Annotated in this window: 22 protein-coding genes and 1 riboswitch; of the genes, 3 read left to right on the top strand and 19 right to left on the bottom strand. The window is 42.6% G+C overall.

Translation table 11 applies throughout. The annotated features are described in order from the left end of the window. Nucleotides 1-34: 34 nt before the first annotated feature. Entirely contained in the window at nucleotides 35-1,024 is a 990-nt protein-coding gene (locus FQV26_RS08900) for a LacI family DNA-binding transcriptional regulator (RefSeq protein ID WP_146557134.1), read from the bottom strand. Nucleotides 1,025-1,215: 191 nt separating this feature from the next. On the opposite strand from FQV26_RS08900, the gene FQV26_RS08895 reads away from it, so the two are divergent. Next, a complete protein-coding gene (locus tag FQV26_RS08895; RefSeq protein ID WP_146557133.1) occupies nucleotides 1,216-1,983 on the top strand; it encodes an arylamine N-acetyltransferase family protein in 768 nt (255 codons plus the stop codon). A gap of 60 nt (nucleotides 1,984-2,043) precedes the next feature. Here the strand turns inward: FQV26_RS08895 and FQV26_RS08890 are convergent, their stop codons facing one another. The 7 genes from FQV26_RS08890 to FQV26_RS08860 form a co-directional block, all read right to left on the bottom strand. Beyond that, nucleotides 2,044-2,997, bottom strand: a complete 954-nt coding sequence (locus FQV26_RS08890; RefSeq protein WP_146557132.1) for an ABC transporter substrate-binding protein — start codon at nucleotides 2,995-2,997, stop codon at nucleotides 2,044-2,046. Next, nucleotides 2,997-3,542, bottom strand: coding sequence for a hypothetical protein (locus tag FQV26_RS08885; protein ID WP_146557131.1), 546 nt, complete (start codon nucleotides 3,540-3,542; stop codon nucleotides 2,997-2,999). Before FQV26_RS08885 ends, FQV26_RS08890 begins: the two co-directional genes overlap by 1 nt. Nucleotides 3,543-3,708: 166 nt before the next feature. Further along, nucleotides 3,709-3,907, bottom strand: a riboswitch (cobalamin riboswitch). A 54-nt stretch (nucleotides 3,908-3,961) separates the two neighbouring features. Then, the gene (locus FQV26_RS08880; RefSeq protein ID WP_146557130.1) at nucleotides 3,962-4,909 is read right to left on the bottom strand and encodes an HNH endonuclease; all 948 of its coding nucleotides are present in this window, start codon (nucleotides 4,907-4,909) and stop codon (nucleotides 3,962-3,964) included. A gap of 365 nt (nucleotides 4,910-5,274) precedes the next feature. Next, nucleotides 5,275-6,060, bottom strand: a complete 786-nt coding sequence (locus FQV26_RS08875) for a cytochrome c oxidase assembly protein (protein WP_146557129.1) — start codon at nucleotides 6,058-6,060, stop codon at nucleotides 5,275-5,277. A gap of 170 nt (nucleotides 6,061-6,230) precedes the next feature. Continuing rightward, a complete protein-coding gene (locus FQV26_RS08870; protein WP_146557128.1) occupies nucleotides 6,231-7,346 on the bottom strand; it encodes a diguanylate cyclase in 1,116 nt (371 codons plus the stop codon). A 215-nt stretch (nucleotides 7,347-7,561) separates the two neighbouring features. Then, nucleotides 7,562-8,050 (bottom strand): GNAT family N-acetyltransferase, encoded by a 489-nt coding sequence (locus FQV26_RS08865; RefSeq protein ID WP_146557127.1) that lies wholly within the window; start codon nucleotides 8,048-8,050, stop codon nucleotides 7,562-7,564. Nucleotides 8,051-8,086: 36 nt separating this feature from the next. After that, nucleotides 8,087-9,337 carry an MDR family MFS transporter gene (locus FQV26_RS08860; RefSeq protein ID WP_146557126.1) on the bottom strand — a complete coding sequence of 417 codons (1,251 nt, stop codon included), beginning with the start codon at nucleotides 9,335-9,337 and terminating at the stop codon, nucleotides 8,087-8,089. Nucleotides 9,338-9,433: 96 nt separating this feature from the next. On the opposite strand from FQV26_RS08860, the gene FQV26_RS08855 reads away from it, so the two are divergent. Beyond that, entirely contained in the window at nucleotides 9,434-11,089 is a 1,656-nt protein-coding gene (locus FQV26_RS08855; protein ID WP_146557125.1) for an ABC transporter substrate-binding protein, read from the top strand. 119 nt (nucleotides 11,090-11,208) lie between these two features. Here the strand turns inward: FQV26_RS08855 and FQV26_RS08850 are convergent, their stop codons facing one another. The 4 genes from FQV26_RS08850 to FQV26_RS08835 form a co-directional block, all read right to left on the bottom strand. Then, nucleotides 11,209-11,475, bottom strand: a complete 267-nt coding sequence (locus FQV26_RS08850) for a hypothetical protein (RefSeq protein WP_146557124.1) — start codon at nucleotides 11,473-11,475, stop codon at nucleotides 11,209-11,211. Between the two features lie 58 nt (nucleotides 11,476-11,533). Beyond that, the gene (locus FQV26_RS08845) at nucleotides 11,534-11,941 is read right to left on the bottom strand and encodes a DUF1259 domain-containing protein (protein WP_146557123.1); all 408 of its coding nucleotides are present in this window, start codon (nucleotides 11,939-11,941) and stop codon (nucleotides 11,534-11,536) included. Between the two features lie 416 nt (nucleotides 11,942-12,357). Continuing rightward, nucleotides 12,358-13,428: a DmpA family aminopeptidase gene (locus FQV26_RS08840; protein WP_146557122.1), complete on the bottom strand. Its 1,071-nt coding sequence runs from the start codon at nucleotides 13,426-13,428 to the stop codon at nucleotides 12,358-12,360. A gap of 263 nt (nucleotides 13,429-13,691) precedes the next feature. Then, the gene (locus FQV26_RS08835; protein WP_146557121.1) at nucleotides 13,692-14,120 is read right to left on the bottom strand and encodes a CBS domain-containing protein; all 429 of its coding nucleotides are present in this window, start codon (nucleotides 14,118-14,120) and stop codon (nucleotides 13,692-13,694) included. Nucleotides 14,121-14,420: 300 nt separating this feature from the next. On the opposite strand from FQV26_RS08835, the gene FQV26_RS08830 reads away from it, so the two are divergent. Further along, entirely contained in the window at nucleotides 14,421-14,978 is a 558-nt protein-coding gene (locus tag FQV26_RS08830) for a TVP38/TMEM64 family protein (RefSeq protein WP_146557120.1), read from the top strand. Nucleotides 14,979-14,993: 15 nt separating this feature from the next. On the opposite strand, the gene guaC is transcribed toward FQV26_RS08830, so the two are convergent. From guaC to nikA, 7 genes are all read right to left on the bottom strand, one after another. Next, nucleotides 14,994-15,977, bottom strand: coding sequence for a GMP reductase (gene guaC / locus FQV26_RS08825; protein ID WP_146557119.1), 984 nt, complete (start codon nucleotides 15,975-15,977; stop codon nucleotides 14,994-14,996). 144 nt (nucleotides 15,978-16,121) lie between these two features. Then, nucleotides 16,122-17,429 carry an MATE family efflux transporter gene (locus tag FQV26_RS08820; protein WP_146557118.1) on the bottom strand — a complete coding sequence of 436 codons (1,308 nt, stop codon included), beginning with the start codon at nucleotides 17,427-17,429 and terminating at the stop codon, nucleotides 16,122-16,124. Nucleotides 17,430-17,513: 84 nt separating this feature from the next. Further along, complete coding sequence (locus tag FQV26_RS08815; protein WP_146557117.1) at nucleotides 17,514-18,275, bottom strand: ABC transporter ATP-binding protein; 762 nt, start codon at nucleotides 18,273-18,275, stop codon at nucleotides 17,514-17,516. Further along, nucleotides 18,247-19,071 carry an ABC transporter ATP-binding protein gene (locus FQV26_RS08810; protein ID WP_146557116.1) on the bottom strand — a complete coding sequence of 275 codons (825 nt, stop codon included), beginning with the start codon at nucleotides 19,069-19,071 and terminating at the stop codon, nucleotides 18,247-18,249. The genes FQV26_RS08815 and FQV26_RS08810 overlap by 29 nt, the downstream gene beginning before the upstream one ends. Continuing rightward, a complete protein-coding gene (nikC, locus tag FQV26_RS08805) occupies nucleotides 19,068-19,907 on the bottom strand; it encodes a nickel transporter permease (protein ID WP_146557115.1) in 840 nt (279 codons plus the stop codon). Before nikC ends, FQV26_RS08810 begins: the two co-directional genes overlap by 4 nt. Next, the gene (gene nikB / locus FQV26_RS08800) at nucleotides 19,907-20,851 is read right to left on the bottom strand and encodes a nickel ABC transporter permease (protein WP_146557114.1); all 945 of its coding nucleotides are present in this window, start codon (nucleotides 20,849-20,851) and stop codon (nucleotides 19,907-19,909) included. The genes nikC and nikB overlap by 1 nt, the downstream gene beginning before the upstream one ends. Further along, on the bottom strand, nucleotides 20,852-22,384 hold the full coding sequence (gene nikA / locus FQV26_RS08795) for a nickel ABC transporter substrate-binding protein (RefSeq protein WP_146557113.1): 1,533 nt from the start codon (nucleotides 22,382-22,384) through the stop codon (nucleotides 20,852-20,854). Nucleotides 22,385-22,574: the final 190 nt, after the last annotated feature.

Below are 22,574 nucleotides of genomic sequence, written 5' to 3'. Positions count from 1 at the left end.
CCACCTTGTATTGGCGTCTTCTTGAGAAAACCGTTTAACCTGTCGTATTTCGCTTGAACAGGCAAACTTCCCTGTTGACATTAAATGCTTCATCCTGCCCTAATGTTATTCGATCAAAAAGTCTTTTAATGGTCTCTTGGCCTAAGTTAGCCAGGTCATCAGCTGAGCCGACAGAAGTTAAGCTTAGCACAGAATGCTGTCCAATTTCAGAGTTGCCTATGCCAATAATGCTAATGTCTTTTGGAATCTGATACCCAGCCTCTTTGTAAAAATCCATTAATTGAATGGCTATTTCATCAGTGGCTGCAACAATGGCAGTTGGCTTCTTTTTCAGCTCTTGAAGGCTGTTGAATGCCTCCTGTAGAGAAGATTTGTCCGTGTCGGCGATTACAAGACGTTTCTTACGGATTTTGCTCCCCGCTTCTTGCAGTGCATAGATAAATCCAGTGAAACGTTCCTTGTAAGTTGGATTGTCTAATTTCCCGCCTACCCATGCAATTTCTTCATGCTCACCAGCCAGAAGATAACTTGTTGCCAAATATCCGGCCTCTTCATTATTCAATCCAATTGAATGCTGGCTATTCTTATAACTGGAGTTCATTAAAATGAATGGAATATTCGAATGAATTAATTTTTCATGAATAGAATCATTCAACAAAACAGAAGCGACAACCAGTCCATCTGCTTTGCTTGCAAGCGCTATATTATAAGCATCCATTGAATTTTCTCCAACAAAATGGACATTGACGTGATAACCGCGTTCTTTTGCATAGCTAATTATGGCCGGAGCCGCTCCTATAAAAATCGGGTCATCCACTGCCCCAGCAATAAGGCTGATTGTTTTGGTTTTAGTAATTGGGGGTCTGGCTTCTTCTTTCGCATCTGCTGAATAGTTTAATTCATTTACTGCTGCCATAACTTTATTGTATGTCTCTTTCTTCACTTGATCCGGTTTATTCAATACTCGTGAGACGGTCGTCTGTGAAACACCTGCATGTTTTGCAACGTCTGTAGTAGATACCATATTCCTCACCCTGCTTTCTTTTTTATGTAACTCAATACAATCCAGTCATTTGCATTTGCGATTCATCTTTTTCTACAAATTAACTATACCACGCAGAGTTGGATTACACACAATTAATTCCTAGTCATGAATAATAATTTTTCCATTTTTGATTTAATGTTTTTTAAAACCGAAAGGACTGAATGAATAAAATGAATAAAGAAAAATACTTGAAACGTTTTAAAGCTTCGCCCCATCAGGAAAACTACCTACAAAACTTGGCAGATCTTCAGTCTTTGCATATGCAGAATATACCTTTTGAAAATCTGGATGTTATCCGGCACACTCCAATTTATTTGAATCTGGAGAGTATTTATGAAAAAATTGTCAACCAGCACCGAGGTGGATATTGTTATGAATTAAATGGCTTATTCCACTGGCTCCTGAATCAATTAGGGTTCGATGCAAAACTGATATCTGCAACTGTTCAAAAGCCTGATGGCACTTGGTCAAAAGCCGATACGCATGCGGCTATTTTGGTGGAGCTTGATACACTTTATCTCGTAGATGCCGGTTTTGGGGATTCGACCATCAGTCCGATCCCTCTTGGCGGCGAGCGCCACACAGACCATAGCGGAACTTACCGAGTCGAGAAAGTAGACGAAGTCTTTTATGATTTGGTCAGAGAAAAAGACGATAAGGAACAGGTGCTGTACAGATTTTCTTCAGAACAAAAACAATTGGCTGATTTCCACGAAGGCTGTATCTTTAACCAAGTCTCCAAAGATTCTCCTTTCACTCATGATGATCTGGTCACACGCGCTACAACGACCGGACGGATCACGTTGTCCGGCAGTCAGTTGACGCGCTCAGAAAATGGAGAAAAGAAAAGAACCGATTTGTCTCCTGCAGAAAAAAGAAAAGTGCTGAAGGAAGAATTCGGAATTGATCAAGACGTCTTGGAAGAACAGATGCAATAAATGATTGCTCATGAAAGACAAAACCCCCGGCTTTTTTCAAAGCTGGGGGTTTTGCAATATTTATTCAAATGCTTCCGGGTAGACAGTTTTTGCCACTAACTCGACAGCTTCACCGATTCTCGGTCCAGGCCGTGACGTAATATCAGAATCCAAGAAAAATACCTGGTCATTCTTAATCGCTTCCATGTCGCTCCACCCTTCACGGGCTTTGATTTCGTCAATTGGATTTTCGACGTAAGAAACAGTGGTTGCAATGATTTCCGGATTCCGTTGAATGACTTCCTCTTCAGAAATCTGCGGCCATCCTTCCATGTCTCCAAATAAATTCTCGACATGGGCATGGTTCAAAATTTCCTGCTGAAACGTATTCTGTCCGGTTGTGTAGATTTCAGGTGATGGGCTGATTTCCAAATACAATTGCTTTTTTTCTTCTGCCGACTCTACTTTTTCTTGGACGCCTTCGATTTGCTCTTGTATAGAGGCAATCAATTCTTCCCCTTTGTCTTCAAGTCCCATTACAGTCGAGATTTGCTCGATATCCCCATAGACATCCTCGAAAGATGTGGCTGACTCTATGACAAATACTTGGATTCCTGCTGCTTCCAAGTCCTCATAACCGGTAGGCGCACCTGTAGAATAACCGATAACGACATCGGGCTCCATTTCAATGATGCGCTCTGCATTAAAGGTTACTGAATCGGAAACACGTTCCACTTCAGCTGCTTCTGCTGGATAATTATCATAGTCCGTAGCGCCAACGAGTTTATCACCAGCTCCAATAGCATACAGAATTTCCGTATTGCTCGGAATCAACGACACCACAGTAGCCGGAACTTCATCAAAGGTCAGTTCATTGTCTAAATCATCTGTTATGGCATAGCTAGTCTGTTCTTCAGATTCTGTCGCTGTTTCAGGCGAATCTGTTTCAGTTGGTTCAGTTGTGTCAGATTGGCATGCTCCAAGAGTTAGGGCAAATGCTCCGATGGATAGATACTTGAATAAAGTTATTTTCATTAGTTTTTGGCCACTTCTTTCTTTTTAGGTCTTGTTGGATAGGACTTGCTGACAAACGGTATTTCTTTTACATCATGATGCTGATTGACATAAACCGCCATTGTGAAGAGCACATTCGCTAAAAGGTGGGTATAATCAAACAGGATTTCCGGTACATCGCGTTCCAAACTCACTTTGTGCAAGGCTCTTACTGATTTCTTTGCTTCGCTGCGGCAAATATGCAGCGCACAAGCACCCTGTGCTCCCTGCGGCAACACAAAATGACCGATTTGATCTTTTGTGAAGTTCACATAATAATCATACATGCTACTAAGCTGATTTAAATCTTCTTCATCAATAGCCAATTTCCCGCGAACAGAACCATTCAGATGATAGGCCATCGGCTGAAGAATTTGGAGATCCCGTTGAACTGCTTCAACTTCCGTTGTCAGCGCCAGTGCTTCCCCGATGCGTGTAGTCAGTGAATCTGTCCTGATCTCAAAGTCCACAGTCGAAGCTGATTCACGCATGAACGGATAACAGAGATAACGCATGTCTTTCTTCATCTATTCACCTCACATATTTACTAATGAAAATCGCCGCAATGAACGCTCCGGTAAACAGCAAAAAACCGCCCTCAAAAGAGGGCGGCGCCATAGCTATTCAGAGACATACTTCAGCAGTCAAAAATAGAAACGTTGCCGTATGATCCCCTTATCTTCCGAAGAGTAAAAATACGTTCAAAAAAAGGTAGGTCTCCTGGCTTGTGCATCGGCTTACTCTAAGAACCTTCCCGTTCAGATAATGTTAGTCACCTAAACAGTGGCATTTTCTTATTTCATACGCACTTACAGTTGCGGAAACAGCCCCGGGATTTAACCGGGTTCCCTGTTATGCTGACGAATCAGCACCTTTTTTCTGCATGATTATTCATTTGTTTTCAGTGTAGCATATTTTGTGCGCCAAAAGACGTATGTATCATCTTTTATTCCTGGTTGGTCAGCAGTTTGACTTTTCTCGGTTCTGCGAAAACGATGCGCTTATGCCACCTTAAATAAGATGCATGCTCTAATGATACCGGCACCTTCAAGCTTTTTCGCAAACCGTATAATGGATACTGTTCTTCTGGTATGCGACTTGAGATGTGCAGTCTTCCTCCGCCAGTAAAAGCAATCAATCCTGCCGAATACATAGCTGAATGATTGGCGCAAAGCAGGATGCCATTAAAAGGGTCCAACCGTTCAGCATCCGAGCTGTCTTTCCAAGGTTTGGCATGGGTTGCCTTTAAGACGTCTTCGATTGCAATGCCGCAAAGCGGACATTCCCCATTCCAGAGCGGCAGTAAGCTTTCGCGAAATTGCTCCTTGCCTCTGCGCATTTTTGTTTTGATTTCCAGTTCAGCTTCAGCAATCAATCCGAGCAGCGGATTGTGTTCGGTTTTTTTGACTACTTCCATGGCGAGTTCCAGCTGCTCTACCTCTAAAGTAAAGATGTTTAATGAGCTGATCAGTTCCAAAAACTTCATCGCGAGCTCTTCATTACAGGGATACAAGTAACCTGAATTGCCGCTCGCGTCTTCTTGAAAAGCTGAATATTTCACTGGCAATAAAGGAAGAATTTCATGGAAATATTCTTTGATCGATAATGGATGCTCCAGTTCCCGGTAGACGGTGTGCGCGATAAAAGCCGCTTCTTGCCCTTGTTCAGCCTGACTTTTCGGTTTGTTGCCTTTATGGCAATCTTCCCTTACTCGACTGATTGCCACCAGCAGCCCTTTTACGTAATGGAAAACAATATCGCCTTTCTTCAACTCCTGCATCCGGTTCCAAGAATGCGGAACCATGCCTGATTTATCTATTTGCGGTGTCCAAAGCACTCCCGCATTGTGTTCTTCCTGATAAGTCTCTCCTTGCATAACTATAAAACTATTCATGAATTGCCTCCTAATGGTGGTGATGCCCAAGCTCTTTGATTTTATGTAAGACAGCAGATCTTTCGTATTTAAACACCTGTCTCTAGTTTAACCCAAATCCAAAGCTTTTGCCGGGGAAAAGAAAAGCGTAGGCAACCGTCTAGCCTTGATAAACGCTGGAAACCTTACTGGCTATGGCGTTTTTTTCCATTACCAATAAGGTTGAAGCAACGCGAGGGGCTGGCTGCCAGAGTCTGGACAAAAAGAAAAGCGGAAACGGCATTTAGGTTCAAAAGAAATAGCTATACTGGAGAATTAGCTTTCTTTGATTCACTGGCAAATCGTCTCGCATTCGAAAGTATTTGGCATCGCCTACCGATTCATCTTCAAACTTCTTCGATTGACTCTGTTCTACGAGGAGCAGTCGATTTGTACCATTGCCAGCAAAGGATGAAAATGATTGCCAGTTCGATTAAGTCACCACCATAATACATCACCATGCCTCCTGCTTCCGCCTGTTCCTGCGAAACACCAGCCGGTGGATTGGCATAGATAAATTTCGATAAAATTTTGTGTGCAGCGAGTGATGCAATAAGGACAATCGCCCGAAGCAAATAGCTTAGCCGATGAGCTGCCAAATCAATATAAATGATGGAAGCGGTATATAAGTAGCCTGCTAAAAATACATGCAGATGGATAAGGATATAAGCCAAAGTGGATTCATGCATCCATTGAAATGCGTTGGTCAAATACAGCACATATAATCCGCCGCTATTCAGAAATAAGGCCGTGACAGGGTGGCTCAGCAGTTGAAATGGCCTGCTTTTTAAAATGGCAGACAGTTTTCTGGCTGGTGCAATTGGCATTGTTCTCATTAACAGTGTCATAGGCATCGAAAGAAGCAGCAACAGTGGTGCCAGCATGCCCAAAAGCAAATGCGTCCACATATGGCCAACAAAATTTTTCTGCGCTGCATCCGCTAACGGACCCGTAAAAACGAAAGCGATTGTTAAAATGCCAAGGCTCCATAAAAAACAGCGATGCAATGGCCATGCTCGAAAGCGCAAACTCGTCAAGACGGCAGCTAAAGGATAGATGAGAAATGCCAGAAAGAGTACAACAACCGTTACCGCTTCCACCCCCGCCAATCCCGACTGCATATTATGGTCCACCGTGATTCCTCCCTCTTTACTGTGAACTATTTGTCAATTAACTTATCGCTGCATTCCCTTAATTTCTTCTACCCGATTCAACGCTTAGTATGTATGACTCTTTAACTCAATTAAAAAAGACAGTTGCTTTTACAAATAAGCAACTGTCTAACAGGAATTGATTTTTTAGATTATACATTAACGGTTTCGGGTTTTTCTTCGGCTGCAAAAGCAGTAACCCGATTTCTTCCGTTCCGCTTCGATTGGTAAAGTGCCTGATCCGCTTCGTCAATAAGCTGATCCAAGGTTTTCTTCGATGAGTTAAGGCTAATTCCCATTGATACGGTAAGTTTGCCTTCAGGCTGCAGCTCTTCGCCTTCAAAATGGTGTTGTTCAATCTGGCGCCGAACTTTCTCGACAATCTTCAAAGCTTCCTGATCATCAAAAGGATCCGTGATGCAGAAGATGAACTCCTCTCCCCCATAACGCGCTACGTAATCTTTTTTCCTGGTATGATCTCGGAGCAGCTGCCCGATTGAGCGAAGCACAGCATCCCCTTTTTGATGTCCATGAGTATCGTTGTAGGTCTTGAAATAATCCACATCGAGCATGACGACCGCCACCGGCACATACTGTGCGAGCAAAGTTTGCGCCTTATTCCTGAAAAAACGCATATTCGGCAGTTGCGTCATGGGATCCTGGTTCGAATAAAATTCAAGTTCTTTGCGTACTAGAATATGATGATTCTCACCATTCGCGATCAAGCCCATTGCCAGAACAGCTAGTCCTGCAAAAAGGAACATAGAAAGCGTGATGAACAGGGTTGCAGGTGTAGTTGTGTACATCCAAATAGATTTTATAACTTCATAGACAAGCATTCCGATCATCATTCTTTTTATGTCCAATAAAGCAAAAAACTTATTGATTGTGCTTTTATTACGGAACAGGCTGCCTATAATAACGGGTAAGACCACTGTCTGCAAAATACCTTGAACAACAGTTGGCCCACCTAAAGAATAGCGGTAGAAAGATGGAAAAACTGCAGACAGCACCCCTACTTTCCAGCCCCCGACATAAGAAATAAAATAAAGAGGCACTTCCCGTAAATCCAGTCTCATTCCTTCATAAAAAAAGGGATTGTACATGACAGAAAAGGTCAAAAAACTGATAAAAAGTACACTCAATGCCAAAAGGAGTTTGGATTCCCTCAAATCAGGAAATAATAATTCTTTGGCTTTTAAAGCAAGATAGAGCAATGCAATAATCAAAGCCATATTTTCAAGAAAGAAAAAAAGTAATGAATTCATTTATCCAACTCCTAATTAAATACCTTCCTTTAGTAGTTTACAATTTCTCCGACTAAAAATATAGACAAAATACAATATTATACAAACTAAAGGTAAATAAAAGCTAAACTTTTAAGGGAATTTTTAATTCCTGCCTCGTTGCAGTTTATCCATCGATAAAAGCACTTCAATTGCTGGAATGAACAGCAATTGAAGTGCTTTAACAATTACGCTTTCTAAAGAATTTTTGACATAAACAGTTCGTTGGCGTACGTGTTTGCAATATAAAGCGAATCCCGTTTCAGCCCTTCCACTTTAAAACCCATTTTTTTATATAAGGCAATTGCGGACGAATTATGTTCCAACACAGTCAATTCAATCCGGTGAAGATTCCTTGACTGAGCCCATTCTTCCAAAGCCAGAAATAATTTTGTTCCTCTTCCTTTTCCACGTTCCCCCTGCCGCACACCCATCGCCACATAAACAGAATGTTTTTTCCGTTTAATGTCTTCGTTGATCGCGAACAAATAGGCTGTTAACTGCTGTTGCTCTTCTGCCACTAACACAATCGAATTTTCTCCCATGGCCAAAAGCCGGATGTGCAGCTGCTCGGCAGTAGTTTTGCGTTCACCCGGCTCAAACAGCATAAAATTCGATTCTTCCACGTGTTTTATAAGAGCAGCGAGTTGACCGGCATCTGAGGGGACTGCTTTTCTAATAATCATAATATTCCTCCAGACATTTCTAATTAATTGTAAACGTTAAACGATTTCAGGTTCGACAATCTGCTCTTTTTTAGCCTTTCGGATAAATAGTCCCGTATAGACTAGAAGTGTACCGATCATCAGCAACACGCCGATATAGACGGACATCATAGTAGGGATAAGAAAGGCACCGATAATAATAGTCGACCTAGCCAGCAGATCTGCTCCACTGAAAGAGATATTGGAGAAAGCGGAATATGAGCCCCGCTTGTCTTCCGGTATCATATTCGCCATTTCGGCATTGCGGACAGGTGAATAAACCAATTCGCCGATGGTTCCGATAAAATTAAACAACAACAAGAGATACCAGCTGTTCGCTGAAGTAATCGTGACATACCCAACACTGTAAAGCAATAAGCCAGTCAGCAGTACATGCTGCTTCGAGAAACGATCTGTAAATTTATTGACCATAAATGTCAGACAGACAACCAACAGCATATTTTGGATATTCAACAAACTCAACATTCGGACTCCTCCAACTTCAAAATCTGCAATACTGAATGTATCGAAGCTTTCAGCCAGCCGAACACCAATATAACTGTTTAAGGAAAATTCCGCAGAAAAGATGAACATGGAACCGATCACTACTTTAACGAAAGGGCGGTTCTTGAAAGCGACTTTGTAATTCTGCAGTAAATCGATGAGTACATTGTTATGCTTTTTTTTCAAAGTCTCTACGCGTTTGTCCATCAGCCAGAGCTGATAGGCGAACGGCAACCCGGCAGCCGTCACGGTCAGAAGAATGAACAGTTCCATTTGATGATTGAGGTATAGCAAACCGCCCAGTGCTGCTCCAATAGCCATCGACAGATTGACCATCCAATAATCGATGGCGTATATCGCCTTACGGTTTTCAGGTGTGGTTGAATCGATGATGATTGCGTGCATTGCTGGTCTTCCTAAACTGCTTGTGATGATAAAAACTACATAAGCCAGCGCGAACAGGCCAATCCATTTATCAATTGGCAAAAGACTAACCGTCATCAGCAAGAACATCAGTGCACTCAAAGATGATGTCAGCACCAGCACTCTTTTGCGTGGAAAGCGATCGGAAATATAGCCACCAATCATATTGACAAAAAAACCGATGAAGACGGTGATGATCAGAAAACTTCCTGCCCAGACTTTGCTCATTTCTTGGGCAAAAAACAAAGCCATGAACGGCATGACAGCTGAAGCTACAGCCCGGTTAAAAAAAGAAGTAATTAAACGTACTTTGATATTTTGTGGATACTCTTTCCATTTCATCTTGTCAGCCTCCTTTGTCTTATGTATATTAAACTAGACGAAAGATACTAAAAATAGACAATTTTTAAAATCATGTCCACTTTTAGAGGAGGTTTCATGGAAAAGACTCTTTTAACTTTATGGCAGGCTGTACCTACGGGCAGCATCAAACAAAATCAGATTGCAGAAAGTCTCGGGCTGAGCAGCAAACAAACCACTCGCCATCTGCGCAGGTGGTCTGATGAAGGTTGGTTTACTTTTACGCCTGGCCGCGGCCGTGGCAATACTTCCCATCTCCACTGGCAGGTAAATGTGGAAGAAGTTTATGAACAGAAACTTGTGCAATTGATAGAAGAACAAGCAGTGGATGCTGCCAGTAAATTTCTCCTTTTCGACTGGTCATCCGAAGCCAAACAACGCTTACTTCATAAATTCCATTCCAGCTTCGGCTATGTGCAAAATAGTGGCAGCAAGATTGATAAATTAATTATTCCCAGAAGGTATCCGTTGATGACACTACACCCGTTAAAAGCAGCAGATATCCATAGCGCCAATATGGTCTCAAATGTTTACAGCCGTCTAGTGTCGGTCAATGAAAGCGGTCATGTATGTCCAGAATTAGCCCATAGCTGGGATCTGACATCCACAAATCTTCGGCTTTACTTGAGAAAAGAAGTTAAATTTCACGACGGCTCTTTTCTGACTGCAGAGGATGTGATCGATTGCTTGAACAAGATTCGGACGCATGATGACTATGCGGAGCTATGGAAACCAATCACTTCGATTGAGGCAGCAGCCCCTTATGTAGTTGAACTTTCTTTTCCTGACGGATGCAGCTATTGCCTGCAGATGCTCGGCATGATCAATGCCAGCATCTACAAAGAAGGCACCCGACACCCAATCGGTTCAGGCAGCTTTTACGTATCAGAAAACCATGAGCTGAAAACCATATTGACTGCATTCGATGATTTTTTTCTAGAACGCCCATTGTTGGACATGGTGGAATTTATCCAAGTACCTGAAGAATTTGACTTTGCGTATCGTTCTTCTGTAAATGGACCTAAGGATGAAACATTCCAAGTGGAAAGCGATTCCGGATTCGGTGTGGTAATTCTCAATGCATTCCGGGATTCTCCCATCAACCGACAAGAAGTACGCGATTATGTGCATTATGCCATCGCTAAGCATCGGCATAAAATTGGAGAGTATCACTCGCGTGCCAAGCCCAACCATCAGAGCTGTCTGATCGGCAAGGAACAATCGTATTCAACGCCGCTTCCGGAACCGCCCCGTATTGAACAGCCCTTGATCATCAAGGCAGCAAACTATACGAACGGAGCAACCCGCTGGTTAAAAGACGCCTTGGAAAGTGAAGGCATTCCTGTCGAAATCCAGTGGCTTTCTTTCCGGGATAAACTGATGGATACGAAAACAGATCAAAAAGCAGATCTATTTATTCACGGAGAAGTTTTTGAAATGAATCAGAATTTCTCATTCTTTTATTTCCTTTCAAATGGCTATTCTCCATTGGCAGCCATCATGAAATCCCAATCGCGATTTGTTGACTATATGCGACAGTATTCCAATACGCCCTTTGAAAATTGGACTGAACTGAATTTGAAAATGGAACGGGATTTAATCGAATCATCCATTATGCTTCCGTTGTATTATGAAAAACGACAGATCCCGTTTTCGGTCGACCTGATGAATATTTCCATCAGCCATTTCGGCTACGTCGACTTTTCCAGACTATGGGTACGTCCAGTCATATGAGCTCAATCGAAAAAAGGGATGCAGCGTAGAAGGCTGCATCCCTTTTTTGTGTTGGAGTCTAACTGTTGGCAGATACCAGTAGTGTAGATAATAAGCTAAGTTCTTCAGGGAATAGTGGGTTATATGGAGTGTAGATGAGTAGTGAAAATAAGGTATAAGCTCAAAGTCAGCACATTGAACAGGACAAGATTGAATTTTATATCGCCTTTTGCGCCGATTAAGGCCGCGACAATACCAAATCCACTGAGCACACAAGGCAAATGCTGGTTAAAACTTAACAGAAGTTCGAGCGGTTTGTTGAACCAATGAATTGCTGCCAATGTCAGGGGGAGCATGGTCAAAAGCAAGAGGCCTGCCGAGATGCAAGTTAAACATTTCCCATTCATAAGAACACCATCTTTTCTGTTTGCTGAAAATAAAAATCAGAAATTAACCAGGTTAGTTTTAATTAATTGCGTTTAAAGCAGCTGCAAGTCGTTGGGCGAATTCTTCTGGAAACTCACTCGATTCCATGTAAAGGCAATAAACATTCGGTTCCATGACCAGACGCTGGGAATAATTACTCGGAAGTGGAAGGCGGTGGCTGATGAAAGTTGATGAAAATACAGCCAACTCTTCCGGCAGCAGCAGGATTTCTGCTTTATTACGTGTTTTGCCTTGTTGATGGATGCCTTCAAATGATATTTCGCAATCCACTTTGAAAGAAAAACTAGAATCACCGGAATTCACCGTTAATTCTCGCATTTTTTTTATCAGAAAGATCATATCAATCATTTCCACTTCAGCATCTAAAGTATCCTTTAAAATAGCCATCATCTCTTTTATCGGGTCTGCCAGTATCATGTTCTTCATCCTCCCAACTCTTTGATGTGGAGTTTATAATAAAAAAATGATAAAAATTCATTTGAAATGACCGTCATTAAAATCCCTAAGAAGTCTTACCTCCTATTTTTTTTACTATTTAATTGAAATCTTTCTTGTCATGTAACACTATTAGACTACAGTCAATTATACAAGTTGTAAACAAATAAATATTAATTTAATATTTATATATCATTTACAAAGTGGAATTCGGTTCGGTTCCCTCGTTTTCAGATGGTAAGCTTTTATACTCATATACTTTTTATTCAATACATTATTTTCGATAACTGTTTACTTAATTGGTATATGGCACCTTTCTCTCTTTTAACTATTTAATAAAGTATTATTCATTTTAACTTTAAAAATTTTTTACTTATAATTTATTTATAGCAAAGAAAAAGAACCCTTTATGGGTTCCCAAGCGTCAATTGAAATTTTTGAAGCAAGTCTTTCAATGCAGGTCTTTTATTGCCCTCGCGTCCATTTACAGAGGAAGCTGTAATCAATGAATTCAATACAGCTTCTTCTGTAGCTTCACCTACAGCTCGAAAAGCTTCATCCATATCCTCTTCATGAATGTTTTCGACTGTCAGACATTGCTGCGGTTTTGTGTGGGGTATCTTGGTAGCCGTTGAGAATCCGAGGACGATCTCGCCGCTGCCGTTAGTAATGATCGAACCGGTCCGTGATAGTCCTGTAACCGCCCGTTTCAAAATACGGTTCAATTGACGTTCAGACAAAGGGATATCCGTAGCAACGACGACCATGACTGAACCTTTATCTTCCTCTTGATGGGATTGCAGAATCTTTTTCTTTAACTCTTTGCCGATCGGGTTGGCACTGATAGTCAAATCACTCAACATCCCGAAGTTCGACAGCACCAAAACCCCTATAGTGTACTGTCCATGCCCCAAATCAATGATGCGGGAAGCTGAACCGATTCCTCCTTTGAGCGAGTAGCACAACATGCCTCTGCCCGCTCCGACAGCACCTTCTTCAAACTCCACTTCCGCATGATCCAGTGCCTGCCGGACATGCTCTTCTTTGACAAACCTGGCACGGACATCATTGAGAAACATGTCATTGCATTCACCGATTATGGGATTAACCGTGCCTGTTGTACTTCCGATTTCCGGGTTTTTTTCCAACATATAATCGATAACGGCATTAGCTGCCGTTCCAACGTTTAACGTATTGGTCAGAACAATTGGTGTTTCGAGCGTACCAAGTTCAGCCAATTGTATGGTTCCCATCGTTTTGCCGAAGCCATTGATGACATGGCTTGAAGCAATCAGCTTGTCTTGAAACACGTTCCCTTGATGCGGTAAAATGGCGGTTACCCCAGTCTGCATATCCCCTCCGCTCAATGTGACATGCCCCACTGTAACACCGGACACATCCGTTATGGCGTTTAGCGATCCAGGCTTCATCTTACCGACTGTGACGCCATAGTCCCGAATTCTTTTTTGATTAAACAAATGCCCACCCCTTTCAACCAATATCGCGGCTCATCGAAACGCATTCCTTTTTATAACTTCTTCACTATCATACAGTCAGTACATCCATCATTGAAAGACATTCTTCAGAATTTTTCATTATTCCTATTTTTCGAGGCAATAGCCTAAATTGTTCAATAGGTTTGTATACGTAATGTCCGTCGTAAACGTTGCTGTTTCAGAAGCAACAAAAAAGGCAGACTCGTTGATGAACGAGTTTGCCTTATTTGTGCGCTATTTACCTGTCAGTGCAGCTCAGTATCTTCAGACTCGGATACTTCTTCCAGTACCATATTAGCGTTGTCGTCTGTGCGGTCTCGTACGGCAATGTCTCCCAAAGATACAATGCCTAGCAGTTGGTCATTTTCGACAATTGGAAGTCGACGAATTTGATGTTCAGACATTAATTCAGCAGCGTCTTCTACAGCCATATCTTTTGTTCCAGTAATCATTTCAGAAGTCAGGATTTGTGATACCGGGCTATCCAAAGAAATTTGAGAAGCGATTCCGCGAATGACAATATCACGGTCCGTAACAATTCCCAGCAAACGCTTGCCATCACTGATCGGAATGGATCCTACATCGAGTTCCAGCATCTTGGATGCAATTTCTTGAATGGACATGTCAGGAGCGCATGTTTCCACTTCCGTTGTCCAGATGTCTGTAATCTTCATGAATAGTTCCTCCTCTGAATAATTTACCACTTATGCTCAGCCAGCTGACTCTATCCGGCGACTCTGCCCATTTGTCATCTCATCTTTCGCCAATCCTCCTCCCTTCTTTTCATCTACTATTCCTTATCCATTTCTCAAAAAATAAAACATGTTTTTAGTACAAAAAAATGAAAAATTCTCTTTTTCCCAGTTTAAATAGAACCTTTAATGGAAAAATAGTAGGCTCATATTTTCCAACCTCTCTTTTGCAGCTATGATAAAATGAAAACAAAATACTTGATCTATGAGGAATAGAAGGAGGTGCCAATTATCGCTTCATTAATTGTTTCAGTAGAATTTTTAGTACTGCTCGCAGTCAATATAGCAGTCGGAGCGGTTGGATTTATTCCAAGCGTTTTGGTAACAGCGCTTAACATTCAATCGTATGGTCTTTATGCAGCTGCTGCGTTAACATTTACGGGGGAAATAATTGGCGCCATACTCGGTTTCTATCTATACCGATTCGGATTTTCCAAAGCAAATCCAAAATGGCTGCACCATCCTTTTTGGCAAAAGTTCCAGCAGCAATCCGCAAAGCGCGTTTTTACGCTGGTCATTCTTCTTCGCCTGCTGCCATTTATTCCTTCAGGTTTCGTGACAGCGGGTGCTGCATTGACAAAAATCAGCGGCAAGCTGTTCTTAATAGCCAGCACAATCGGCAAATTTCCGGCTGTTTTGCTAGAGCTGGCCGCCGTCTATGGCATCATCCAAATTGTTCCGATAAGCATTCAGTATCTTCTATTTAGTGCCGTATTGATTGTATGCGTTGTTCTTTTGCTAAAAACCAAACAAGCAAAAACCCCTCAATCTGCGGATTGAGGGGTTTTCATTTATTTAATATACTTTGTCGCCGTTGAAAATGGAGTTTTTAACGATGACGTAATCCACATTGCGAATTGCCAACAGCTTGTCTCCTCCAGCATACGAAATTGCAGACTGCAAATCCTGTTCCATTTCCACTAATGTATCTTTTAACGAGCCTTTGTATTCCACAAACATTTTCTTGCCTTCGACGTTTTTCTTTTCACCTTTTTGGAACTCTGAGGCTGAACCGAAATATTCTTTCAGCAATTTGCCGTCCTGGTTAATGGTTTGTCCCGGTGACTCTTCGTGACCCGCAAATAGAGACCCAATCATAACCATCGATGCTCCAAAACGAACCGACTTTGCAATGTCGCCATGGGTACGGATACCACCGTCTGCGATTATTGGCTTGCTTGCAGCTTTAGCACACCAGCGAAGTGCCGCCAACTGCCAACCGCCTGTACCAAATCCGGTCTTGATTTTCGTGATACAAACTTTCCCTGGTCCGATGCCGACTTTAGTGGCATCTGCTCCAGCATGTTCCAATTCGCGCACAGCTTCTGGTGTTCCGACGTTTCCGGCAATCAGAAAACTGCCTGGAACCAATTTCTTTATGTGCTGAATCATTTCAATCACAGCATTTGAGTGGCCATGAGCGACGTCAATGGTGATGTATTCCGGCGTAATTTGTTCATCTGCCAGCTGCTGCACAAAATCATATTCCTCCGGCTTAACACCTACGCTGATTGAGGCAAAAAGTCCACGCTGCTGCATGTCTTTTGCAAACGCTAAACGCTTTTCAGGTTCAAATCTATGCATGATATAAAAATAATTGTTTTCTGCTAAAAATCCGGCAATCTTTTCATCTACGATTGTCTGCATATTGGCAGGCACAACAGGTAATTTGAAAGTGCGTCCGCCAAATTCAATCGACGTATCACATTCCGAACGACTGTTTACCACCGCTTTTGCAGGAACAAGTTGGATATCTTCGTAATCAAATACATTTTCCATAAATAACACCCCTATACACGAATGATATATCTCTATACCTTAATAAATGTTCGTCCATATGATAATGTACTTTATTTTTAAGAAGATGTCAAAGAACAAAAACATTCGCTTGCCAGCGCCAGGATTTTGCAGTGCCTCATGTGCTTATTGGGATTTCCCCTGTAATAAATTCAACTTTGGAATATACATCACTAGAAAAGCAGATCTGCCCAGACTAAACACGATGAAAGCCAGCCATAGTCCATGATTTTGCAAAAACGGGACGGCTCCCCAAAGAGCAAGTAAGAATACCCCCAATGCCAAAAGCATAGAATTTCTGATATGTGCTGTTTCAGTAGCACCTGTAAAAACGCCGTATAACACAATGCCAAAACTTGCGACTGAAGGATACAACAGCAGCCAGTCTCCATAAATTCCGCCTATTTCAATTACTTCCGGAATCGAAGTGAAGAATGAAAACAAGCGTTCACTGAAAAGCCAATAAATCACAGTCAGCAGCATTGAGGAATAAAAGGCCCATTGAAACGATAAATTAATCGTTTTTTTGAAAAGCCTGGAATCTTTCGAGCCAATTGCTTTTCCGGAAAGAATGCTTGAAGCATTTGAGAATCCATCATAAAAATAAGCCATTAAATAATGAATCTGCAGCAGGACCGCATTCGCTGCCAGTGTTTCCGTACCGAACGCTGCACTTTTATAAGTGAATAAGTTAATGACGGCCAATAGGCAAATTGTACGGATAAACAAGTCCTGATTGACAGCCATCATCTTCTTGATGGATGAACCATCGGTGACCAGGTTCATTGAAGGCATTTGGAACTGATAGGACGTTCCTTTCCAAACAATCAACAATCCTATCAGACAGGCAGTCACTTCGGCGATTAATGTGGCCGATGCGACTCCGGATACGCCCCATCCGAAACCAAAAACAAAAACCACATCCAGCAAGATATTCAAAAGGTTCATGAAAATTTGAATCATCACCGAAATTTTAATGCGCGACATGCCAATCAACCAGCCCATGATGACGTAATTGACCAAAGTAAACGGCACTCCCCAGATTCGGATGCTGAAATAGTTGGATGCCAAAGCAGATACATCATCAGCAGGATCAAGCAAAGTCAACGCGAGAAATTCAATCGGTTTCTGCAACAGGAAAAAACTGAACCCTACGATTAACGCAATGACCAATGGACGAATAAGCGCAAGTGTCCCTAATAAGGAATCGTTAGCTCCATTCGCCTGTGCAGCAAAACCGGATGTTCCAATCCGCAAGAAGCCGAAAAGCCAATACAAAGTATTGAAGATGACGGCCCCGATTGCAACCCCTCCAATAAAAGCGGGATCCGGCAATTGTCCTACGACTGCTGTATCAACAGCTCCAAGCAAAGGAGTGGTGATTGTTGAGATGGTCAACGGAATCGCCAAGGCAAGATATGTACGATGATTCATTTTGAAGCTCCTAACTATTAATTTGAGAAATCACTTCCATATGCCATATTAGCAAATATATTCAGGCAGTACAGAAATTATTCTTTAAAACATGGAAACCAGTTCTTTCGTGTAAGGATGCCGGTTTTGTGAAAAGATTTCATCGCTTCTGAAACCGTCAATAATGCGCCCTTCTTTCATCACCAGCATATCCTGGCTTAAAGAAGCAACGGCCGCTAAATCATGGGAAATAAATACGTAGGAAAGTGAAAATTGCTGGCGAAGTTTCTCCAGCAATTTTAACAAAGAAGCTTGGGATAGGACATCAAGACTGGAAGTCGGTTCATCCAAAACGACCACTTCCGGCTCGATGCTGATCGCTCGGCTGATTGTCACCCGCTGTTGTTGTCCGCCGCTCAGTTCATGAGGATAACGGTCTGCCAATTGGGCGGGAAGTTCAACTGCTTCCAGCAGTTGTTTAACATAAGCTTCTTTGCTCGTATAATTGAAATGCTGCAACTCTTTTTGGCTGCCGTATTGCTGGTAGGGATCCATCAGTGAATCTTTAATTTTCAATTTCGGGTTCAGTGAAGCGGAGGGGTTTTGAAAAACTGCCTGAATATTTTTCCTGAACGGATTGAGTTCTTTATTTTTTAGATTATGAAGCATGTGCCCGTTTAAGGAAATCTCTCCTGCATCTATTTTTTCAAGCTGTAGTAAACAGCGTGCCAGCGTGCTTTTCCCACAGCCGCTTTCTCCGATAATTCCGAGGCATTGGCCTTTTTCGAGTGAAAAGGAAACGTCTTTCAATACCTGTTTGCCGTTCGAAAAAGTCTTATCAACATTGCTGATCGTCATTAACCTCATTATCTATCCTCCTGTCTTGAAAATTCTCGTGCTTTTTTAAAACCGGAATTGCATCTACCAAAGATTGTGTATATGAGTGTTTCGGAAACTCGAGAATGGCGTGCTGATCTCCTTGCTCAATAATATGCCCTTCTGTCATGACGAGTATACGGTCTGCATACTTGCTTGCGTGGCGCAGATCATGTGTGATAAACAAAATGGCGCATCCCGTCTCTTTCTGCAGTTTTGCCAGCAACAGAAGAATGCGGAATGATGAAATACTGTCCAAAGCGGTAGTGGGTTCATCCGCAATTACTAAATCAGGTTTGAGCAGCAACGCTAACGCAATGGCAGCACGCTGCAGTTGTCCGCCGCTCAATTGAAAGGGGTAGCGGCTTGCTAAATCTTCAGCAAGCCCTACAGAAATTAATGCCTCTTGGGTATTCTTTATACGCTGTGCTTTTGTCACTCGAAGATGAGTCCGCTGATATTCATCAAAATGTTTTCCGATGGTCAAGAAAGGTGTAAATGAACTTTGATAATCCTGGAAAATATAAGCGATCTGTTTTCCTCGGATGGCCCTCATTTTCTTTGAGGACATGGCCAATATATTGTTACCGTTCAACTCAATAGTCCCAGTTGCTTGCAGATTCGGCTTCAGCAATTGTCCGATCGCGGATGCTGTCATGCTTTTTCCGCTTCCGCTCTGACCGACGATAGCGAGCCAATCCCCCGGATTTACTTCAAATGAGATTTCTTTGACGATTTTTTGATCTTTTGTTTCGACTGTCAGCTTGTCAACTTTCAGTAAACTCATGATTGCACTTCCTTCTTCACATCAAACTTGTCCCGCAAATAGTCACCCAGAACATTTGAAATCAGCACAACAGTAACAATGGCCAGACCTGGATAAACCATTAATGAAGGCATTGATTGAAAATAAGGGCGCGCATCATTCAGCATGGCTCCCCATTCAGGAGCTGGGGGTTGAGCGCCAAGCCCAATATAAGACAGAGACGAAATCAGCAAAATGATTTTCCCCATATCCAGGCTGGCGAGAACCAGTACATTTCCGATAATATGAGGAAAAAGATGTTTCCGGATGATTTTTCCGTCACTCAAGCCGTTGATTTTTGCCATTGCTATGTACTCTTTTTGACGCTCGCTCACTACTGTGCTTCTAACAAGTCGTGCATAGCTGACCCATTTCACAAAAATGATGGCCAGCAGTAAATTTTCAATGCCCGGTCCAAGCAGACCGCTCAAGACTATTGCGACAATGGTATCCGGAAAGGCCAGAAACGTGTCGGCAATCCGCATGAGGACCCGTTCCAACAGCCCACCCTTGTATCCAGCAATCAAACCAATTGGCAGGCCGATGGCTACCGCTGTCAGCAGCGCCAAAAATGCATATCCGACTGTCAGTTGGGCGCCAAGTAAAATTCGCGTCAGCACATCCCTGCCCAAATGATCCGTTCCAAATGGATGAGAAAGGCTCATCGGCAAAAGCCGCGAGCCTAAATCAACAAAATCTGAATCGTGTTTAAGAAAGAGGAAGGCATATGCGGTGAGCAAAGTCAGCAGACTGAGCAACATTGTCAAAAGGGCTGTCTTCCAATTTATTTTGCTGTAATTGATTGAAAAAACGCTCATCAATTTCCCTTCCTTTCCTTCAATCTGATTTCCGGATTTAAATACCGATAAGAGAGATCAACCAGACTGTTTACCACAAAAACGATGATGGCCATGATGAACAAATACCCTTGAATAACAGGATAGTCACGGCTTCTGATGGCTTCTACAACCATCTTGCCGATTCCCGGGTAAGCGAAAATCACTTCGATGACGACCACACCGCCGATCAAACTCCCTAAACTGACACCGAAAACAGTAATGACAGGAGGCAGTGCAGCTCGCAGCGCATGAGTAAAAAATATCCGAATTTCAGATAACCCTCTCGAACGAGCAGCTTTTATATAGTCATTGCTCAATGAATCGATTAAGCTGGAGCGCAGCAGACGCACATAAACACTTGTTATGGCAAGTCCTAATGTTACAGATGGCAGGATCATCGAAACGAAACCGTCTCTGCCCATCGTCGGAAGCACATTCAAACGGACGCCAAATAGATCAATCAATAATAGCCCAAGCCAGAAGCTTGGGACAGCGGCGCCGACCAATGAGACCCAGCGGCTGATTTGGTCAATCCAACTGCCGCGGTAAAGAGCAGCGAGCGAACCCAAAGGCAGGGCGATGAAAACCATAACAATCAGCGCTCCTGCAGTTAATTCCAAAGTTGCGGGAAGCCCGCTTAACAGCATTTCCAAAACAGGCTGATTGGTCAAATAGGAATTTCCGAAATCCAATTTCACAAAATCAACGAACCACTCGCCGTACTGGACCAGCAGCGGTTCGTTGAATCCCATGTCCTCCCGAAGCTCTTCCACTTGTGCTGCAGTCACTGACACATCATCGACCCGCAAAATGGACATTACAGGATCTCCGGGTGCCAGTCGTGCAAACAAGAAGCTGACAAAAGTAACCAATAACAGGAAAACCGCCACTTCGATAAATCTCGTCATTAAAATCCGTGCCATTTATTTCACATCCAGGTTATTGGTCAACATATAATACTCACTGCGAGTCGTCACCCAGTTCTCAACTTTATCGGCGTTGTAAGCTACCAAGGTATTGGGGTGAAGAATAAACGAATTATATACATTTTCGTCCACATACAAAGCAATTTTTTCAGCAATCACCGAGCGCGCTTCTTCTCCTACTGTTAAGTTCAATTCATCGATTAAAGCAGTCAACTGTTCATCATCAGCACCGCTGAAGTTTAAAGCTCCTTGTGGATGATAAGTTGCGTTCAAGTAATAGCCTGCATCTCCGCGCGGTGCTGTTAAATTACTGTAGGTAGTCAAATCCCAATCCCGGTTGGCTGCCATGTATTCCTCAGGCACTTCGATTTGCTGAATATCTACCGTAATTCCTAATTGCTTAGCATCTGATTGAAACACTTGGGCGATCAACGGCAAATCTGCACGGGCACTATAAGTCAGCATTTTCCAGACTAAAGGTTCGCCATCTTTTTGCATAATGCCATCTTTTACTTTATAACCTGCCTGTTCCAAAAGATTTTTGGCTTCTTCCAGTCCTGTCTGTTTTTCAGGGTAATCCGGTGCAAATGAAAAAGTCGAAGGAAATGGACCTTCTGCCACTTCTGCATGTCCTTTTAAAATGGTGTCTGAAATTAAATCACGGTTGATCAGTGCATCTACAGCTTTCCGAACGTGAATATCCTTCATGGATTCTCGCTCCAGGTTCATGGTCATCTGATGAACCCGGAAAGTGGATGTCGACTCGACTTTTAAGCCCGGAACGGATTCCAGGTTTTCCAGACTTTCAACTTCCGGCCGGAATGCAATGTCCGCATTTCCGGATTCGAGTGCAAGCGATCTGGCGTTGGCATCTTCATTAAATGAAAAGCGTGCTGCTTCCAATTTGGCAGCTCCGTCCCAGTAGCCATCGTAACGGATCAGATCCACTGCTGTTCCTGGAGTAAATGATTCGACGGCAAAAGGGCCGGTGCCGATTGGCCGGTTGATATAATCGGTTTCAGTGACATCAATAATTGAGGTATTGGGATGAACCAGTTCAGATGGAAATTCAGGGAACGGCATGGTGGTTCTAACCGTCAGCAACTGTCCGTCAGCTTCAATCGATTCAATCCGCAAGGCATTCTTGATCGCTACATTATCCTTCATCGCTCGTTCCAGTGAAGCTTTTACGGCTTTACCATCCATTGGATTGCCATTTTGGAACGTGACCCCTTCTCGTAATTGGATTGTCCAGTCTTGTCCATTTTCACTGTCCCAACTCTCTGCCAGCCATGGCTCAAGCGTCAGCGAATCGTCATTCAAATGCACCAAAGTCTCTGTAATTCCGGCACGCACTGGTACATAGCTGCTGTCCACATTGGGATCTAGCGACCGCGCCGCGAAATTGAACAGCAAGTTAAGTTCTTTGCGTCCTTCTTCTTGTGGTTCAGCTGTTCCCGAGCTACAGCCGGTCAATAATAAAGATAATGCTATAAATAGTAAGATAAATCCCTTCTTCAAAAAATCCACTCTCCTTCGTTTTATAAAAAGTAATTATTACGGTTTAACAAGCAAAAAAAATATACTTGCGCTGGTATTATTTGTAGAGCATACCTCCAGACATTAATTGCAATGCCTTGGCCTGCTCTTCCCCTTGTCTACTTGCCAATTTTTAATACTGAATAGATGAAAAAGCTTACTAGTTATTATGTATTTTTAA

The sequence above is a fragment of the Planococcus sp. CPCC 101016 genome, from assembly GCF_007859295.1.
GTDB lineage: Bacteria > Bacillota > Bacilli > Bacillales_A > Planococcaceae > Planococcus.
The sequence above is the reverse complement of the archived record's forward strand: the minus strand, read 5'-3'. Positions and strand labels throughout refer to the sequence as shown.

Bases quoted from the DNA above. Each gene is read 5' to 3' on its own strand.
- FQV26_RS08895 (WP_146557133.1), top strand. From the start codon at position 1,216: ATGAATAAAGAAAAATACTTGAAACGTTTTAAAGCTTCGCCCCATCAG.
- FQV26_RS08865 (WP_146557127.1), bottom strand. From the start codon at position 8,050: ATGATTATTAGAAAAGCAGTCCCCTCAGATGCCGGTCAACTCGCTGCT.
- FQV26_RS08850 (WP_146557124.1), bottom strand. From the start codon at position 11,475: ATGAATGGGAAATGTTTAACTTGCATCTCGGCAGGCCTCTTGCTTTTG.
- nikC (WP_146557115.1), bottom strand. From the start codon at position 19,907: ATGAGCGTTTTTTCAATCAATTACAGCAAAATAAATTGGAAGACAGCC.
- FQV26_RS08820 (WP_146557118.1), bottom strand. From the start codon at position 17,429: ATGAATCATCGTACATATCTTGCCTTGGCGATTCCGTTGACCATCTCA.
- FQV26_RS08855 (WP_146557125.1), top strand. From the start codon at position 9,434: ATGGAAAAGACTCTTTTAACTTTATGGCAGGCTGTACCTACGGGCAGC.
- FQV26_RS08890 (WP_146557132.1), bottom strand. From the start codon at position 2,997: ATGAAAATAACTTTATTCAAGTATCTATCCATCGGAGCATTTGCCCTA.
- FQV26_RS08845 (WP_146557123.1), bottom strand. From the start codon at position 11,941: ATGAAGAACATGATACTGGCAGACCCGATAAAAGAGATGATGGCTATT.
- FQV26_RS08860 (WP_146557126.1), bottom strand. From the start codon at position 9,337: ATGAAATGGAAAGAGTATCCACAAAATATCAAAGTACGTTTAATTACT.
- FQV26_RS08870 (WP_146557128.1), bottom strand. From the start codon at position 7,346: ATGAATTCATTACTTTTTTTCTTTCTTGAAAATATGGCTTTGATTATT.
- FQV26_RS08880 (WP_146557130.1), bottom strand. From the start codon at position 4,909: ATGAATAGTTTTATAGTTATGCAAGGAGAGACTTATCAGGAAGAACAC.
- FQV26_RS08815 (WP_146557117.1), bottom strand. From the start codon at position 18,275: ATGAGGTTAATGACGATCAGCAATGTTGATAAGACTTTTTCGAACGGC.
- FQV26_RS08900 (WP_146557134.1), bottom strand. From the start codon at position 1,024: ATGGTATCTACTACAGACGTTGCAAAACATGCAGGTGTTTCACAGACG.
- FQV26_RS08835 (WP_146557121.1), bottom strand. From the start codon at position 14,120: ATGAAGATTACAGACATCTGGACAACGGAAGTGGAAACATGCGCTCCT.
- nikB (WP_146557114.1), bottom strand. From the start codon at position 20,851: ATGGCACGGATTTTAATGACGAGATTTATCGAAGTGGCGGTTTTCCTG.
- guaC (WP_146557119.1), bottom strand. From the start codon at position 15,977: ATGGAAAATGTATTTGATTACGAAGATATCCAACTTGTTCCTGCAAAA.
- FQV26_RS08885 (WP_146557131.1), bottom strand. From the start codon at position 3,542: ATGAAGAAAGACATGCGTTATCTCTGTTATCCGTTCATGCGTGAATCA.
- FQV26_RS08810 (WP_146557116.1), bottom strand. From the start codon at position 19,071: ATGAGTTTACTGAAAGTTGACAAGCTGACAGTCGAAACAAAAGATCAA.